Origin of the sequence: Streptomyces tibetensis (assembly GCF_007655005.1) — a bacterium.
GTDB lineage: Bacteria > Actinomycetota > Actinomycetes > Streptomycetales > Streptomycetaceae > Streptomyces > Streptomyces tibetensis.
On sequence record NZ_SZVW01000003.1, the window covers coordinates 74,255 to 90,944 of the forward strand.

Genomic DNA, 16,690 nt, shown 5'->3' on the forward strand with positions numbered 1-16,690 from the left:
CCCGACGGCCGCGTCAGTCGCTCCGGGGTGCGTGTGATGTCCAGCCCCGCCGACCTGCCCGCCCGTGCGAACGCCGTCGCGTCCGCCACCGCCGCGCCGCCCGGGTCGTTGTTGAAGTACGCGTAGACGTCCTCGCCGTCGGTCCAGGTCGTGGCGATGCGGTCGAGCCAGGTGGCCAGCGAGCGCCGGCCGTAGCGCGGCCAGGGCTCGGCGCGGCCCTGGTGGAAGCGGACGTAGCCCCAGTCGGCGGTGCGCCACAGCGGCGTCGCCGGGCGGGCCAGGATGTCGGCCCAGCACAGGGCGGCGCGTCGGGACTCCAGGACGCGGCGGACCTCCGGTGTCCACCAGGAGTCGTGGCGCGGCTCGACCGCGACCCGGGTCGTGGCCGGGAAGCAGGCCAGGCAAGCGTCCAGCAGGCCCGGGTCGGCGCGCAGCGTGGGCGGGAGCTGGAGCAGGACCGGACCGAGGCGGTCGCCGAGGCCCGCCGCGTGGCTCATCAGGCGGTGCACCGGCTCCTCGGGTTCCTTCAGCCGCTTGATGTGGGTCAGATAGCGACTCGCCTTGACCGCGACGACGAAGTCACCGGGCACCCTCCGCCGCCAGTCCTCGAACGTCTCCCGGGCCGGCAGCCGGTAGAAGGCGTTGTTGATCTCGACGGTGGCGAAGTGCCCCGTGTACTCCTCCAGCCACAGCCGCATCGGCAGCCCGGACGGGTACAGGACGTCCCGCCAGTCCTTGTACTGCCACCCGGACGTGCCGACGAACAGGGTCATACCCCTATCAAAGCACCGGGCCCCGCTACGCGTCGGCGCGCGTGTGGAAGCGGTAGAACAACAGCAGGAAGACGGCCGCCGTGACCAGCACCGATGTGATGACCACGGGACGGACGTCGTCGCCGGTCTGGCTGTAGAGGAAGCCCAGTGCGGTACCGGCGAACGCGGCCCGGAGCAGGGCGTGCAGGGCGTGCAGGTCGCGCCTGAGACGCCGGGTCGCCTGGACCACGGCGATGCAGAGGGCCATGAAGGCGAGCGCGCTCCACACACCCGACGCCACGTCCGGCCCGGTGATCGGACCGCCGTGACGCCGGTTCACCGCGACCCAGTTGCCGTAGACGACACCGAGCACGACGGGCAGGACCCATCGCGCGAGACGGTGGGCGGGTTCGCTGAACACGGTGGGCGCCGGGTGCGCCATCAGAGCCTCCCTGGTCCATGCGGAGCTCGGCGTCGCTCCGCCGCACACCTTGGCACGCCTGGGTAACAGGCGGGTGAGAGGCGGTTGTGACCGGAACCGACGGGGGACCCCGCTACGGATCCCGGCGGTCGACCCGCCACAGACCCCGGCGGTTGACGCCGCTACAGATAAAGCCCCGCGTCCACGCCCCCGCGCGGCTCCGGCAGGGACGTCGGGGACGTGCCCCGGCGCAGCGCGTACAGCTCCGCCAGCGTCGCGCCCTCACGGCCGACGCCGTCCTCCTGGCCCAGCCAGTTCACCGCCTCGGAGCGGGTCAGCGGGCCGACCTCGATCCGGGCGAGGCAGCGGCCCGGACGGACCACGGCCGGGTGCAGGCGCTCCAGGTCCTCGTTGGTCGTGACGCCGACCAGGACGTTGCGGCCCTGGCCGAGCAGGCCGTCCGTCAGGTTCAGCAGCCTCGACAGGGCCTGGCCGGCCGTGTGCTTGGCCTCGCCGCGGATCAGCTCGTCGCAGTCCTCCAGGAGCAGCAGCCGCCAGCGGCCCTTGCCCGTCGCGTCCTCCTCGCCGATGGCGATGTCCATGAGATAGCCGACGTCGGAGAAGAGCCGCTCGGGGTCCAGGACGCAGTCCACCTGACACCAGTCGCGCCAGGAGCGGGCCAGGGTGCGCAGCGCCGAGGTCTTGCCGGTGCCCGGCGGGCCGTGCAGCAGGAGCAGCCGGCCCGCGATGTCCTCCGGGGTCGTCTTCATCAGGCGGTCCATGGCGTCCGCCACCGGCGCGGTGTAGTTGGGCCGGACCTCGTCCCAGGTGCCCGCCGCGATCTGGCGGGTGGTGCGATGCGGGCCGCGGCGCGGGGAGACGTACCAGAAGCCCATCGTGACGTTCTCCGGCTGCGGTTCGGGTTCGTCCGCCGCGCCGTCCGTGGCCTGGTCGAGGATCTTCTTCGCGAGCTCCTCGCCGGTCGCCGTGACGGTGACGTCGGCGCCCCGGTTCCAGCGGGAGACCAGCAGCGTCCAGCCGTCGCCCTCGGCGAGGGTCGCGCTGCGGTCGTCGTCCCGGGCGACGCGCAGCACCCGGGCACCCGGTGGCATCAGCGTCGCCCCGGACCGCACGCGGTCGATGTTCACCGCGTGGGAGTACGGCTGCTCGCCCGTCGCGAAGCGGCCGAGGAACAGCGCGTCGACGACGTCGGACGGGGAGTCGGAGTCGTCGACGTTGAGCCGGATCGGCAGCGCCTCGTGCGGGTTTCCAGACATGCCCGCCATGATCCGGCACGGGGACGCCGCGTGCACCCGGTTTCCGCGTGCACGCGGCATGTCGGCCCTGTGCTGGTCAGGCCCCGGCGCGGGAGACCAGCCGGCGCGCCCGCCGGGCCCGGCGGACCACGGCGTACCCCTTGGTCAGGGCACGGTCCGCGGCGAACGTACGGGCGATCGCGCGCCCGTCGATCATCCGCTCGAACTCCTCGATTCCCGTGCTGCGGCGCACCGTCACCCGTCGCAGCGCGTACGGCCCCTGCGCGCGCCGCGCGAGGCCGTTGCCGACGGCGAGGGCCTGGGCCCAGCCCGTCTCGCGCACCGCCTGCCGGACCCGGCGGCTGGAGTAGCCGTAGGGGTAGGCGAAAGAGGCGGGTACGGAGCCCAGTTGGTCCGAGACGATCTCCTTGGAGTGGATCAGCTCGAACCGCAGGGTGGCGTCGGATACCTGGTCGAGCTGCGGGTGGCTGTGGCTGTGCCCGCCGATCTCGACTCCGGCCGCCGCGAGTGCGCGGACCTGGCCCCAGTCCAGCATGGTGTCCAGGCCGCCGCCGGTGTCGTACGGCCCCTTGAGCCACCCGGTCGAGACGAACAGGGTGGCCGGGAAGCCGTGCTTGGCGAGCGCGGGGAGGGCGTGCCGGTGCACGCCCTCGTAGCCGTCGTCGAAGGTGATCAGGACCGGCCGCTCGGGCAGCGCGCGGCCGGAGCGCCAGCACGCCGCCAGTGCGGCCGTGGTGAGCGGTGTGAGCCCCCGGTCGTCGAGCACCGCCATCTGCTCGGCGAACGCCTCCGGGGTCACGGACAGGGCGCGCGTCTCCTCGTTCGGGTCGGTCGCGACCGCGTGGTACATGAGGATCGGGACGCGGGCGTCACTCACGGGCCGTCACCTCCACTTCGGGCACCCGGAACGTGGTCCCGCCCCGGCGCGCCCGGACGCTGCCGACGACGTAACCGCCCGCCGCAGTCAGCACCCCGGCCACGATCGCGCCGGCCCGTCCCGCACCGCCCGACCGGGCCAGCAGGGCGTCCCGCAGGCCCCGGGCCACTCCGGCGGGCAGGACCCGCGTGGCGTACCGGCGCTCCGACTCCAGCCCCTTCTCCGCCCCGACGCTCCGGGCCACCAGGGCCTTGGACAGGCCCTCGGCCCAGGCGCGGCTGCGGAAGTACCGGAAGTGCTCGCGGACCTCGGGCACCCGGTGGTGGATGACCGCCCGGTCGTCGATCAGCAGGACCGCGTCCGGCCGGGCCCGGGACAGCCGGATGCACAGTTCCGTCTCCTCGCAGCCCAGCGGGCGTTTGTCGCCGTCCCTGCCGATGCCGGTGGCGAAACCGCCCGCCGCGTCGAAGGCGCTGCGCCGGAACGAGGCGTTGCCGCCGAGTACGTTGCGCACCCGGACCCGGCCGCGCGGCAGGCCCCGGTAGGTGCAGCCCACGACCCAGTCGAACTCCTCCGGGAACCAGTCGGGCCGCCGTCCGGACGCCCAGACCGGCTCCGTGCGCCCGCCGACCGCCATCACCCGCGGGTCGGTGTACGCCTCGGCGAAGTGCCGCAGCCAGTCGCGCTCGGCGACGGCGTCGTCGTCGAGGAAGGCCACGACCTCGCCCCGGGCCGCGGCGATGCCGGTGTTGCGGCCGGCGGACAGGCCGCGGGGGCCCGCGTTGGCGAGCACCCGCACCACGGCACCGTCGGCGGTCTCCGTGTGCTCCTGGTGTTCCTTGTACTCCTTGGCCAGACGCTCCCGGAGCGTGTCGTTGTGATCGACGACCAGCAGCGTCTCCAGGGCCGGCCGCGACTGCGCGCGGACCGAGGAGACCGCCGCGAGGATGTCCTCCCAGCGGTCCTCGGTGTACGCGCAGATCACGACGGAGATGCCGGGACCGCTCAAGACACCTCTCCCCGCATCGCGGCCGGCATCGACGACCGGGGCGAACGGCGGCGCAGCGCACGGCGGTTGGAGCGTTCCTGAAGGATCACCTTCAGCACGCGCAGCCCGTCCCGCACGGCCCGCAGATTGCTCACGCCGTGGATGCGCAGGTACTCGTGGCTCGGGATCTCCTGCACCTTGAGGCCGGCCTTGACGACCCGGATGTTCATCAGGGTCTCGACCTCGAAGCCGGTGCAGTCGAGGTCGATCTTGTCGAGGCAGTGCCGCCAGAACGCGTTGTAGCCGTAGCACAGGTCGGTGTAGCGGGCTCCGAACTTGCGGTTGACGGCCGTGCACAGCGCCCAGTTGCCCATCTTGCGGATGAAGGTCATGTCGTCGGTGCCGCCGCCGTTGGCGAAGCGGGAGCCCTTGGCGAAGTCCGCGCCGGAGAGCAGGGCGGAGACGTAGCTGAGGATCTCCCCGCCGTCCGCCGAGCCGTCCGCGTCGACCATCACGATGATGTCGCCGGTGCAGGCCTGGAACCCGGTGATCAGGGCGTCGCCCTTGCCCTTGCCGCGCTGCTCGACGACCTTCACCTCGGGCCACAGCTCGCGGGCCACCTCGACGGTGTTGTCGGTGGAGTTGCCGTCGACCAGGACCACTTCATGTATCCAGTCGGGCAGGGTCTTGAAGACGTACGGCAGGTTCTCCGCCTCGTTCATCGCCGGGATGACCACGCTCACCGGCGGCGCGATGGCCAGGTGAGAGGAGACGGGCCGGTACTTGGAGGCGGTCGGCGGACGCTGCTGCGTCGCGGCCGGCTGCAGAACTGAGCTCATGAGTCTGGTCCCTCTCGTCCGGTGGACCGCCCCCCCAGGGCAGTCCGGATCCAGTCCGGTTCGAAAGGGGGGTTCTCACCCGAGGCACGCCGAGATGGCGAGGCAGGCCGGGATGACGCTCCGGCACGCCGGGTGAGCTGGCAAAGCTGGCCGGCCGCAAAAACGGCAGCCGACCGCGCGGCACGGCCCGGAGACCATTGCGGTCACCGAGCACGGCACCCCCCTACCGCGCCCCGCGCCGGTTCGTCGCGGTCCTTGAGCCCTCCCCTAGAGCCGCGTACTACGGACCGATGCGGGTGAGATGTATGACGGTATTGACGATTGAACCCGTATGGCAAGACCTGGAACGGCCTCTCACGTTTTTGTTGGTTTGGTCGTTGCGAGGGACCGCTCGTGCGACGCAAGTTGCACGTTCCCGTCGTATAAACATGCGTTCCCCGGAAGCGATCAGGGCCTCCGGGGAACGTGTGTTCAGGTGCTGATGCGGGCGTTCGTCACGGGACGATCTGCAGCAGGCGGTTCGGCGAACCGGACCCCGCGCTGGTGACCTTGCCGGTGACGGCGCCGTTCACCAGGGCCGTCGCGACCTGCGCCGGGGTCGACGAGGTGTGACCCGCCAGGTAGACCGCCGCCGCGCCCGCGACGTGCGGGGTCGCCATCGAGGTGCCGGAGATGGTGTTGGTCGCGGTGTCGCTGGTGTGCCAGCCGGCCGTGATCGACGAGCCGGGCGCGAAGATGTCCAGGGCGGAGCCGTAGTTGGAGTAGCTCGCCTTGGCGTCCGTGCTGGTGGTGGCGCCGACCGTGATGGCCTCGGCGACCCGGGCCGGGGAGGACGAGGAGGCGGAGGTGCTGCTGTTGCCCGCGGCGACGGCGTACGTGACACCGCCGGCTATGGAGTTGCGGACCGCCGTGTCCAGGGTCGCGGAGGCGCCGCCGCCGAGCGACATGTTGGCGACCGAGGGGCCGGAGTGGTTCTTCGTCACCCAGTCGATGCCCGCGATCACGCCGGCCGTGGTGCCGGAGCCGCTGTTGTTCAGCACGCGCACACCCACGATCTTCGCCTTCTTGGCCACGCCGTAGGTCGAGCCCGCGATCGTGGTGGCGACGTGGGTGCCGTGGCCGTTGCCGTCGGAGGCGTCGTTGTCACCGTCGACGGCGTCGTAGCCGTGTGAGGCACGGCCGCTGATCTGCTGGTGGGTGATGCGCACGCCGGTGTCGATCACATAGACCGTCACACCGCTGCCCGCGCTGTCCGGGTAGGTGTAGGTGCCGGACAGCGGCAGCGAGGCCTGGTCGATGCGGTCCAGGCCCCACGGGGCGTTGGTCTGGGTGGCGGCGAGCGTGACGCGCTGGTTCTGCTCGACGGAGGCCACCGCAGGGTCGGCGGCCAGCCGCCGGGCCTCGGTGGCGGAGAGGGTGGCGGACCAGCCGTTCAGCGCCGTGCCGAACGTCTTGTCGACCGAGCCGCCGTACTCCTTCACCAGGCCCTTGCCCGCGGCCGAGGACGCCTTGAGGCCCGCGCTCTTCTTGAGCGTGACGAGGTAGCTGTCCTTGATCGCGGTCGGGGAGTCCGCGGCGAGCACCCGCCCCTCGGCGGGTGCGGCCTGGGCGGGAAGGGTGGTGAGCCCGCCCACGAGGGCGGCGGTCGCCAGCGAGGTGAGTGCGGCGAACCCGAGTCTCTTGCTACGCAGTTGTGCCATTACGAGGGAGTCCTCCTCTAGGCGGCGCGCGCCAGGGTGGGACGCGCGTCATGTGGGGGGTGTGCGCGTGTCCGCGCACACGAGCCGAGGAGCGTCGCGTTCCGCTCCCGGCCGGAGTAAAGCGTCGACCAACTACCGGCGTAGAACAAGAGAGTTGAGCATCAGTCAACAAATCTGTCATGGGCACGTAACAAGAGAGGTCCGGCGCGTAACACGAGCCGTGGTGAACGCGCCAGGCATCCGGGGAGAGGCCGAAAAGACTTGGCATGGACACTTCCTGTCAACACGCGTAGCTGCTACGACGGTTATGGCAGAGATCCTGCTAAAGGGAGGTTCCATGAGACGTTCCCGACTTGTCGTCCTCGTGAGCTCGCTCCTCCTCGCCGTCGGCACCGCCCTCACCGGGGCAGCGACGGCGCAGGCGTCCTCACTCGCCGCAACGGGCGGCTATGTGGCCCTCGGTGACTCCTACTCCTCCGGAGTCGGAGCCGGCAGCTACATCAGCTCCAGCGGCGACTGCAAGCGCAGCACCAAGGCGTACCCCTACCTCTGGGCCGCCGCCCACTCACCCTCGAGCTTCGACTTCACCGCCTGCTCGGGCGCCCGAACGAGTGATGTTCTGGCGAGTCAGCTCACTCCGCTCAGCGCCTCCACCGCCCTCGTCTCGATCACTGTCGGGGGCAACGACGCCGGCTTCGCCGACGTCATGACGACCTGTGTGACCCAGTCCGACAGCGCCTGCGTCTCGCGTATCAACACCGCCCGGGCGTACGTCGACTCCACGCTGCCCGGCAAGCTCGACAGCGTGTACTCGGCGATCCGCTCCAAGGCACCCGCCGCCCGGGTCGTCGTCCTCGGCTACCCCCGCTTCTACCAGCTCGGCACCACCTGTCTCGGCCTGTCCGAGACCAAGCGCAAGGCCATCAACGACGCCTCCGACTACCTCGACACCGCCGTCGCCAAGCGCGCCGCGGACCACGGCTTCGCCTTCGGTGACGTCCGCGCCACCTTCACCGGCCACGAGATCTGCTCCGGCGACTCCTGGCTGCACAGCGTCAGCTGGCTCAACATCGGCGAGTCGTACCACCCGAAGGCCCCCGGCCAGTCCGGCGGCTATCTGCCCGTGCTCAACAGCAACGACTGACCGCTCAGCCGGAGTCCGAGTCCGCGTCCGAGTCCGACCCCGGATTCGAGCCGGTCTGCGCGTCCGGATCCGTGCCGGAAGGAGAAGGGGAGGCCCCGCCCGTCGGGGTCTCCGTCTCGCACGTCACCGAGAAGGGCACCGACTCGGACGTCTCCCGTACCGGCTCCCGCACCTCGACGCTGATCTCGTTCTCGAACGTCCCGGTCTCCTCCCGCGTCGTCACCCGCACCGTGTCCCGCTTCGAACGGGCGCCGCCCTCCGTGAACGACAGCGTCTTCCAGCCCCCGTCGAGCACCTGGCCGTCCTGCGTCACCCAGCGGTAGCTGACCTCGGCCGGGAGCCGCCCCACCGTGAGCGTCGCCGTGAACTCGGGCGCCTGGGCGTTCGGCGGCGGACACGGGCCCGAGTAATCCGTGCGCCGTCCCTGCAGGGCGACCCGCACCGACTGCGGCGGCGGACTGCTTTCCTTCGACTCGCTCGGGGGCGGCGACGGGCTGGACTTCTCCTGCCCGGTGCTGCGCGGCGGGCTCTTGGTCGCCGCGGGCGTACCGTCCCCGGCCCCCTGGTCGTTGCCGTCGGAACCGTCCCCGTTGTTGAGCAGTGCGTACGTCAGCCCGCCCACCGCGAGCGCCAGCGCGATCACGCCCGCCACCAGCACCCGGCCGGCCCGGCGGTCCCGGTCCCGGCCCGTGGCCGTCGTGGTGGCACCCGCACCGGATGCCGCCGACCGACCCGGGTACGGCATCGGCGGTGTGGGCGCGGGCTCGGGGTGACCCACGACCGTCGGCGGCACCGGAACCGCCCGCGTGGTGTCCGCACGCGGTGAGCCGCCCGCGGCGACGACCCGCAGATCCTCCTCGGCCCGCTCGGGCGGCAGCCGCTGCTCGGGATCCTTGCGCAGCAGCCCCTCGATCACCGGGGCGAGCGGACCGGCGCGGTACGGCGGCGGCAGCTCCTCGTCGACGATCGCCCGCAGGGTGCTCAGCGGGGTGTCGTGCCGGAAGGGGGAGTGGCCCTCGACCGCCGCGTACAACAGCACGCCCAGCGACCAGAGGTCGGACTCAGGGCCCGGCGTACGGCCGAGCGCCCGCTCCGGGGCGAGGAATTCGGGCGAGCCGATGACCTCGCCGGTCATGGTCAGTGCCGAACTGCCCTCGACCATGGCGATGCCGAAGTCGGTGAGCACGATCCGGCCGTCGTTCGAGATCAGCACGTTGGCCGGCTTCACGTCGCGGTGCAGCACCCCGGCCTCGTGCGCGGACCGCAGCGCGGCCAGCACCTCGGCGCCGACGTGTGCGGCACGCTGTGGCGCCATCGGGCCCTCGGCGTCCAGGACCTCGGCGAGGGAGAGACCGCGGACCAGCTCCATGACGATCCACGGGCGCCCGTCGTCCGTCGCCACGTCGTACACCGTCACCACGTTGCGGTTGGCGACCCGGGCCGCCGCCCACGCCTCCCGCTCCAGCCGCGCGTACATCCGCTGTACGTCGTCGCCCGCCAGTCCGGACGGGGCGCGGACCTCCTTGACGGCGACCTCGCGGTGCAGGATCTCGTCGCGGGCGCGCCACACCGTCCCCATACCGCCCTCGCCGAGCGGTGCGAGGAGCCGGTAGCGGTCGGCGATCACACGCTCATGGCCCGGTTCTTCGAACACGGTGCCCCCATTCGCAGCCGGGCGAAATCTCCATGGGGTGTGTCTTCCCCACGCGGTCGGTTTTCCTCACGACGTCCGCTTTTCTCCGGACATCCGATGCCTCACGAACGTAACTCAGCCGAGTGCGGATGCCGCCCCCTTGAACACCAGTCCGGCCCCGAGAACCAGTACGGCGAAGGCCGAACCGAGCGGGGCGGTCCGGCGCACCAGGGCCGCCATCGGGCCCGCCGACCAGCGCGGGCGGCGGTCCAGGAGCCGGGTCATACCGCTGCCCGCCTTGACGACCGCGTACCCGGCGGCCGTGAGGGTGAGGGCCAGCCCGACGCCGTAGGCGACGACGAGCAGCAGACCGAACCAGGCCTGCCCGAGCGCGGCGGCGCCGACCAGCACCACCACGGCGGACGGGCTGGGCACGAGGCCGCCCGCGAAGCCCATGAGGATCGTGCCGCGGAGGGTGGGGGCGGCGGGGTGGGAGTGGGTGAAGCCGCCGTGGGTGTGCTCGATCGTGTGGGGGTGGGAGTGCGGGTGGGCGTGATCGTGCGGGTGGTCGTGGTCGTGGTCGTGGTCGTGGGGGTGGTGATCCTTGTCGTCGTGCGAGTGACCATGGTGGTCGCCGTCGTGGTCGTGGGTGGGGTCGTGGGTGTGGCTTCCGTGGCCGTGATGGTGGCCGTGATGATGACCGTGCGGGTGGTGGGTGTGCGCGCGGTTGCGCAGGGCGCGGCGGACCAGGCTCGCGCCCGCCAGGGTCACCAGCAGGCCGCTGGCGACACCGAGCCAGGCGATCACCGAGGGTGCCGCCGCCGAGCCGGCCGTGACCAGCATGCCCAGGGCGACCACGCCGAGGGTGTGCGTGACGGTCACCGAGGCGGCCATGGGCAGGACGTCCCTCATCCGGGCCTGGCCGCCCCGGGCCGCCGCCGTCGCGGCCATGATGGTCTTCCCGTGGCCCGGGGCGAGTGCGTGCATGGCACCGAGGACGACGGCGATGAGGAGAGCCAGCGCCGCGAAGCCGGCGGTGAGGTCCTGCCGGGCCACCAGGTCGTCCAGGGCGCGTGTCCAGCGGTCGGCGCCGCGCGGGAGCACGGAGGCCGCGGGCGCGTCGGACTCCTCGTCGGCCAGGGCGGCGCCGCCGGGGCGCACCCGCAGGGCGGCCGACGCGGTGTCGGCCGGGGAGGACAGCAACTCCTCCGGGTAGCTGGTGAGTTCGTCCGATACCGACTTCTCCGGCACGTCCGACGCGGCGAGTGTCATACGGTCGCCCCGCGCGGTGATCTCCCGCCAGCCCGGTCCGGTGGAGGCACCAGCGCCGCGGAAGCCGAGGGACAGGGTCTTCTCGTCCGACGGGAGGGGCGCGGTCAGCTCGCACTCCACACGGAGGGTGTCGAGTCCCGCCTGCCCTGGCCGCACGCGCGCGTGGCTGCGCTCGGTGGTGAGGGCGACCGCGCGTCCGTCGACGGACGCGCGGCTGTCCTCGGCGGCCGTGGCGCACCGCTCGCGGGCCCACATGGCGATGCCCAGCCGTTCGATGTCCGGCCCCGCCTGGGTCGCCGGGATCTCCGCGAGGTCCTCCACGTGGTGGACGCGCAGTTCACCGGGGGCGGCGACGAGGCCGTCGTAGCGGTTGACGGTGAAGTTGCCCAGCGGGTGGGCGCTCGCCGTGGCGGCGGGCAGCAGGGTGAGCGCGCAGGCGGCCGTGAGGACGGCGGCACCGGACGCGAACAGCCGGCGCAGGGTCACCGGTTCCCCTCCAGGTCCTCGAGTGCGGTACGGGCCTCGCGTGCGCCGAGCGGCGAGAAGCCGGGGTTCAGGTCCAGCGCGGCCTTCAGATGCGTGCGGGCCCCGCGGTCGTCGCCGGTGGCACGCTCGATGACGCCGCGGTGGTAGAGGAAGACGGCGCTGCGGTAGCCGGTGGCCGTGGCCCGGCGGGCGTACGGCAGGGCCTCCTCGTCGCGGCCGTTGACGTGCAGGGCCCAGGCGAGGGCGTCGGCGGTGTGCACGCTGTGCCGGCGGTCCCACTCGGCGCGGGCGGCGCGCAGGGCCTCCTTCTTGTCGCCGTGATCGGCGGCGGCCATGGCCGTTTCGAGGTCGGTGTTGGCGCCGCCGGCGCGGGCGAGGGCCGTCCAGGCGTCGACGAGGGCGTACTGGTCGCCGGCCTTCGCCCGGTCGCCGTCGGCGCCGCGGTCCTCGTACAGCTCGCCGAGGGCGACGAGCGGGCCGGGCAGCGGGAACCGGGCGACGACCTGCTCCAGCCCCCGTACGGCGGCCTTCCGGTCGCCGCTCGCGGCCTGGGCGCGGGCGCGGCCCTCCAGAGCGGGCAGGTACGCGTCGTCGGCGGCGAGGGCCCGGGCGTAGTGGCCGAGGGCCCTCTTGTACTCACCCTGGTTCCAGGCGAGCTGCCCGAGGGCGGTGGCGACGTAGGCGACGTCTGCGGGCGCGTCGGCCGAGCTCAGGGCGCGCTCCAGTACAGCGCGCGCCGTACGGACGTCGCCGCGCAGCTCGTGCACGTACGCGTACCGCGTGAAGACGGGGATGCCCGGGCGCCTGTCGTCGGCGGTGTCGGCGGCCTTCGCGGCGTCGTCGTACCGGCCGAGTTCGACGAGGGCGTCGATACGGGTGCACAGGGCGCGTTCGTTGTAGGGGTTCTGCTTCAGGGCCCGGCCGGCGTAGGTCAGGGCGCCGGGGAAGTCGTGCCGGGCGGCGGCGAGGGCGGCCTGCCCGGCCAGGGCCTGGTCGTTGCCCGGCTCCAGCCCGAGGGACCGCTTCAGGGCGCGCTCGGCCTGCGGATACCGGGAGGGGTCGCCCTTGGTGCGGGCCTGCTCGACGTAGGCGACTGCGAGGGTGGCCCAACTGCCGAAGTCCCTCGGCTGGGCCCGCAGATGCTTCTGCAGGGACGCGATCCCCGCGTCGAGATCCCCGCGCGCGAGGTCGCCGGGCGACAGCGCGCCGGCCGCCGACACGGCGTCGACCCCGGCCCCCCGGTCCCGCACACCCCCGACCGCGATGGCCCCGCCGGTCACCGCGACCGCCAGCAGCACCGCACACCCCGCGACATGCAGTCCCCGCCACCGCCGCCCCCCGTCGGCGGCCCGCCGCAACGCGGCGACCCGCGGACCGGCGCCCGGCTCGGAGCCGTTCTCGCCCGCGTCTGTTCGGGCGCCGGATGTGACGTCGCTGTCGCCACCGGTGCCGGAGTCGGCCCCCGCTCCGGCGGCAGAACCACCCCGCGGCCCGTCGGGCTCCGGGTGCACCGGGGACGTCGACGGCTCTCGGCCGTCGTCGGGGGGTCCCGGTGTGCTGTCGGTCGTACGCGGAGGCATGACCTCTCCTCGGTCGGGTGTGCTGGTGGGGAAGGAGGCGGCGCGGCCCGCGCCGTGGGGGATGTGGAACGGGCCGCGCCGGTCGGTGGGAGCGGAGCGGGTCAGTACGCCCGGTTCCGCATGCGGCGCCACCACATCAGGGCCGCGCCGATCAGGACGATGCCGCCCGCCCCGGCGCCCGCGGAGGCGGCCATCAGGCCCATGTCGTCCGAACCCTGTGTGCCGGCCGGCTGGAGCGCGTCGCCCAGCTGGCTGCGGACGTCGTTGCCGCCGTCCACGCCCTTGGCGAGCGGGCCGCGCGAGCCCTCCGTCGGCAGAGCCACGTACGGGAAGTACTTCTCGAACTTCTTGTCGTTCTTGTCGACCGCGTCACCGAGGTCGTTCTTCGCACCGAGCAGCTCGCCCTCGACGACCTGGAGCGACGCGTCGATCACGTCGTCGGTGAGGCGACGGCCGTTCGGGAAGCCCGCGTTGTCACCGTCCAGGACACCGAGCCGCTTGGGCTTGGCGGCCGGCTTGATGGACGTGTTGAGCCGCAGCTGCTCCGACGGCGTCACGTGCGGCGGCTGGTTGAGGTCCTTGACGCCCTTGAGGAACACGTCGACCAGGTCGTTGCGCGGCTCGGCGGGCGCCGGGATCTTGTAGATCGCCTCGATGAGCTTCGGCAGCTCCGGGTTGGTGACGTTCTTCAGGAACTGGGCGTCGTCGCGCGGCGTGGACGCGTTGAACGTGTCCTTGTCCTTGATCGGGTTGACGACTTCGTTGACCAGCGGGTTGCCCAGGCGCGAGACCTGCGAGAAGTAGCCCTTGGCGTTCTTGCGCTGCGTCGTCGACCAGACGCCGACGACCGGCTGCTCGTGCGACTCGGTGATGAAGCTGTTGGGGACCTGCAGGGCGATCGAGTTGACGTTGTAGCCCTTGAGGGTGTCGTTGCCGACCTCGGAGAGGTTCCCGCCGTACAGCAGGTCGAAGACGCGCAGGTCCAGGAAGAACGGGTCGTCGGCCTGCCCGGCGAACGTCTGGGCGCCACCGGCGAGTTTGTGGACGGCCTGCTGGCGCAGGGTGTTGTAGTCCGGCATCGACGCCTTGCCGACGTTGGACGGCGCCACCGGAACGTCGTCGGCGACCTTGGTCTTCGACACGGCCTTCAGGTGCTTCAGCTTGATCAGCTCGAGGTCGTACGTCTGCGTGATGTTGAGGTCGGGGTCGTCGAGGCTCTCGACCGGACCCGTGTTGTACAGGAACGTCTTGTCGTTCTTCGTGTGCGTCTTGAACGTGTACCGGAAGAGCAGGTCCTCCTGCGCGTCGCCGTTGCTGTCGATGCGCAGGTCGTACTGGGCGTCCTCGGCGAAGGTGAAGAAGTTGGGCCCGCCGGCCGGTTCCTCGAAGGGGATCCAGTTCGCGACGATGGTCGTCGTGTCCGGCTTGTCCGGGCTGACGAACGCGTACACGTCGGTGTTGTCGTACTGCGGGGTCCCCGAGATCAGCGGGGCCTCGCGGTGGCTGGAGGCGGAGGCCTCCTCGGGTACCAGCGCGGTCACACCGGCGGCTGCGAGCCCGCCGGCGGCCAACGCGCCACAGATCACGGTCGCGATGCTCGCGCGTCCCGCACCGGTCCTGGAGATAGGTGTCATGCCGTCCGTCCTCCGTGCCAACTTGCCTGACACACGCCATTCGGAGCGGTCGGCGAAGCGGATTGGTCGAATCTCAAACGTTCTTACGGCGGATCGGGAAAGTTGTTTCATCGCCGGGCGACCCGCGTTTTCGGCGCGCTGATCCGTAACCCCGTCCGGAGGTGTGTGCGTTGCGAGTGCCTCGTGCGAGAGGACAGGCCCGGTGCGGGCTCGGAGAGGGGGACCGAGTGGAGGCGGACGAACTGCTGCTGCTCGTGGCGGGAGGGGACCAGAAGGCCTTCGAGGACTTGTACGGACTGGTGTCCGGCCCGGTGTTCGGTCTCGTACGGCGTGTGGTGCGCGACCCCGCCCAGTCGGAGGAGGTGGCTCAGGAAGTGCTGCTCGAACTGTGGCGGTCCGCAGCGAGGTTCGACCCGGGCCGGGGCAGCGCCATGTCGTGGATCCTCACCCTCGCCCACCGCCGCGCCGTCGACCGGGTCCGCAGTGCCCGGGCGGCCGGGGAACGCGAGCAGCGCGAGGCGCTGCGCGCGAACCAGCCCGCCTTCGACCAGGTCACCGAGGAGGTCGAGGCCGGACTCGAACGGGAATGGGTGCGCCGCTGCCTCGACCGGCTCACCGTCCTGCAGCGCCAGTCGGTCACCCTCGCCTACTACGAGGGCTACACGTACCGTGAGGTGGCCGAGCAGCTGTCCCTGCCGCTGGGCACCGTCAAGACCCGGATGCGGGACGGGCTGACCCGTATGCGCGAGTGCCTGGGAGGTGTGGCATGAGCCTCTTCCGCCGCGAGGATCTGCACTCGCTCGCCGCGCCCTACGCGCTGGACGCCCTGGAGCCCCCGGAGCGCGTCCGCTTCCAGAAGCACCTCAGGGAGTGCGACCGCTGCGCCGCCGAGGTGCGCGCCCTGACCGAGGACGCCGTGCGGCTCGCCTGGTCCACGACCGCCCCGCCCCCCGCCGCGATGCGTGACCGGGTCATGCTCGCCGTGCGGACCACTGCGCAGGACCCGGCACCCCAGGGGGCGGCGGCACGGGAGCCGGCACGGGCGCGGGCGGCGCAGCTGCCCCCGCACGTGTGGGGCGCCCAGCCGCCGCCGCGGCAGCGGAAACGGCGCCGGATCCCGCTGTTCGTGCCCTTCGCCACCGCCACCGCCGCCGCGGCCCTCGTCGTCGCCTCGCTGTTCGCCGTGCAGGCGAACCGGGCCCAGGAGAGACTGACCGCCGAGCAAGATCGGTCACGTGAGATCGCCCACGTTCTGGCGGCTCCCGACGCCCGTGCGGGCAGAGGCCGGGACGTGCGAGGCCGCACCCTCGGAGTGATCGCTTCCGCCACGGAGGGGAGTGCGGTGGTCACCCTCGGCGGATACGGCGCCCCGTCGGGCGGCCGCGTGCACCAGTTGTGGCTCATGCGCCCGGGCGCACAACCACGCTCCCTCGGCCTCTTCGAGGGCGACACGCCCCTGGTCGCAACGGGTTTGGGCACTTCCGTGACGTCACTGGCCGTGACCGTCGAGCCCGCCGGGGGATCGCCGCAGCCCACTACCCAGCCGATCGTCCAACTCGCCCTGAAATCTGTTGGATTCGGAGAGTAATCGGAGATACATCGTCAACCCCCTTATGGGGAAGGTGAATCCTGTGACCGCGATACACGAGTGCCCGGACAGGGCGATAGGGTTAACCTGCCCGGGCCGGGTGGACTCGTACGGGTGGGGAGTGACATGGAACAGATAACAGTGCGCAGCAGGGCCAGGGTCCCTGCGATCACCTGCGGGAGCAGCGCGACCAGTTCGCGCCTCGACCGCCACCTCTCGGTGCTGGGCGGCCCCGCCGTCCCCCAGCGGGAGACGGTCGAGGCGACCTCGCTGATGCGGGAACTGACCGCACGTCAGCCGCACGACCGCAGTGGCAGGGGTGCGCGCGTGCGTCGCGTCTCGCTCTTCGCGCCGCTGCGCCGACTGCGCCGCTCCCTGTTCGGCAGCAGGTAGGGGTCCGCGCTCGCGCGGTCACACCGCCTCCGGCGCAGCGCTGCGACACCCGTCGTCCGTCATCCCCGCGGCACGCAGCGGCGCCAGGTGTGGCCCCGAGCGCGGC

The 16,690-nt window shown here is 72.1% G+C and carries 14 protein-coding genes and 1 pseudogene; 4 read left to right on the plus strand and 11 right to left on the minus strand.

The features are described 5' to 3' along the window. Positions 1 to 8: 8 nt before the first annotated feature. The 7 genes and pseudogenes from FDO69_RS05205 to FDO69_RS05235 all read right to left on the minus strand — a co-directional run. A pseudogene (locus FDO69_RS05205) lies at positions 9 to 773 on the minus strand (DUF72 domain-containing protein); the annotation flags it as partial. Between the two features lie 25 nt (positions 774 to 798). Then, positions 799 to 1,194 (minus strand): hypothetical protein, encoded by a 396-nt coding sequence (locus tag FDO69_RS05210; RefSeq protein WP_104778570.1) that lies wholly within the window; start codon positions 1,192 to 1,194, stop codon positions 799 to 801. A gap of 161 nt (positions 1,195 to 1,355) precedes the next feature. Continuing rightward, positions 1,356 to 2,450 carry a DUF5925 domain-containing protein gene (locus FDO69_RS05215; RefSeq protein ID WP_104778887.1) on the minus strand — a complete coding sequence of 365 codons (1,095 nt, stop codon included), beginning with the start codon at positions 2,448 to 2,450 and terminating at the stop codon, positions 1,356 to 1,358. Positions 2,451 to 2,526: 76 nt separating this feature from the next. Next, entirely contained in the window at positions 2,527 to 3,327 is an 801-nt protein-coding gene (locus FDO69_RS05220; RefSeq protein WP_234387848.1) for a polysaccharide deacetylase family protein, read from the minus strand. Next, positions 3,320 to 4,336, minus strand: coding sequence for a glycosyltransferase family 2 protein (locus FDO69_RS05225; protein WP_104778571.1), 1,017 nt, complete (start codon positions 4,334 to 4,336; stop codon positions 3,320 to 3,322). The genes FDO69_RS05220 and FDO69_RS05225 overlap by 8 nt, the downstream gene beginning before the upstream one ends. Next, the gene (locus FDO69_RS05230; protein WP_104778572.1) at positions 4,333 to 5,154 is read right to left on the minus strand and encodes a glycosyltransferase family 2 protein; all 822 of its coding nucleotides are present in this window, start codon (positions 5,152 to 5,154) and stop codon (positions 4,333 to 4,335) included. Before FDO69_RS05230 ends, FDO69_RS05225 begins: the two co-directional genes overlap by 4 nt. A 494-nt stretch (positions 5,155 to 5,648) precedes the next feature. Continuing rightward, on the minus strand, positions 5,649 to 6,854 hold the full coding sequence (locus FDO69_RS05235) for a S8 family peptidase (RefSeq protein ID WP_104778573.1): 1,206 nt from the start codon (positions 6,852 to 6,854) through the stop codon (positions 5,649 to 5,651). 337 nt (positions 6,855 to 7,191) lie between these two features. Between FDO69_RS05235 and FDO69_RS05240 the strand changes: the two genes are divergently transcribed. Next, entirely contained in the window at positions 7,192 to 7,998 is an 807-nt protein-coding gene (locus FDO69_RS05240; protein WP_104778574.1) for an SGNH/GDSL hydrolase family protein, read from the plus strand. A 4-nt stretch (positions 7,999 to 8,002) separates the two neighbouring features. Here the strand turns inward: FDO69_RS05240 and FDO69_RS05245 are convergent, their stop codons facing one another. The 4 genes from FDO69_RS05245 to FDO69_RS05260 all read right to left on the minus strand — a co-directional run bounded on the left by FDO69_RS05245 (position 8,003) and on the right by FDO69_RS05260 (position 14,603). Continuing rightward, positions 8,003 to 9,652 carry a serine/threonine-protein kinase gene (locus FDO69_RS05245; RefSeq protein ID WP_234387849.1) on the minus strand — a complete coding sequence of 550 codons (1,650 nt, stop codon included), beginning with the start codon at positions 9,650 to 9,652 and terminating at the stop codon, positions 8,003 to 8,005. Between the two features lie 114 nt (positions 9,653 to 9,766). After that, positions 9,767 to 11,389, minus strand: coding sequence for a nickel transporter (locus tag FDO69_RS05250; RefSeq protein ID WP_104778575.1), 1,623 nt, complete (start codon positions 11,387 to 11,389; stop codon positions 9,767 to 9,769). After that, the gene (locus tag FDO69_RS05255) at positions 11,386 to 12,969 is read right to left on the minus strand and encodes a tetratricopeptide repeat protein (RefSeq protein WP_104778890.1); all 1,584 of its coding nucleotides are present in this window, start codon (positions 12,967 to 12,969) and stop codon (positions 11,386 to 11,388) included. The genes FDO69_RS05250 and FDO69_RS05255 overlap by 4 nt, the downstream gene beginning before the upstream one ends. Positions 12,970 to 13,070: 101 nt before the next feature. After that, a complete protein-coding gene (locus tag FDO69_RS05260) occupies positions 13,071 to 14,603 on the minus strand; it encodes a DUF4331 domain-containing protein (protein ID WP_104778576.1) in 1,533 nt (510 codons plus the stop codon). Between the two features lie 227 nt (positions 14,604 to 14,830). Here FDO69_RS05260 and FDO69_RS05265 point away from each other — a divergent pair, with 227 nt between their 5' ends. The 3 genes from FDO69_RS05265 (at position 14,831) to FDO69_RS05275 (ending at position 16,584) form a co-directional block, all read left to right on the plus strand. Continuing rightward, positions 14,831 to 15,373, plus strand: coding sequence for a sigma-70 family RNA polymerase sigma factor (locus FDO69_RS05265; RefSeq protein ID WP_104778577.1), 543 nt, complete (start codon positions 14,831 to 14,833; stop codon positions 15,371 to 15,373). Continuing rightward, a complete protein-coding gene (locus FDO69_RS05270) occupies positions 15,370 to 16,191 on the plus strand; it encodes an anti-sigma factor (protein ID WP_104778578.1) in 822 nt (273 codons plus the stop codon). Before FDO69_RS05265 ends, FDO69_RS05270 begins: the two co-directional genes overlap by 4 nt. A 126-nt stretch (positions 16,192 to 16,317) precedes the next feature. Next, positions 16,318 to 16,584 carry a hypothetical protein gene (locus tag FDO69_RS05275; protein ID WP_033312817.1) on the plus strand — a complete coding sequence of 89 codons (267 nt, stop codon included), beginning with the start codon at positions 16,318 to 16,320 and terminating at the stop codon, positions 16,582 to 16,584. Positions 16,585 to 16,690 lie beyond the last annotated feature (106 nt).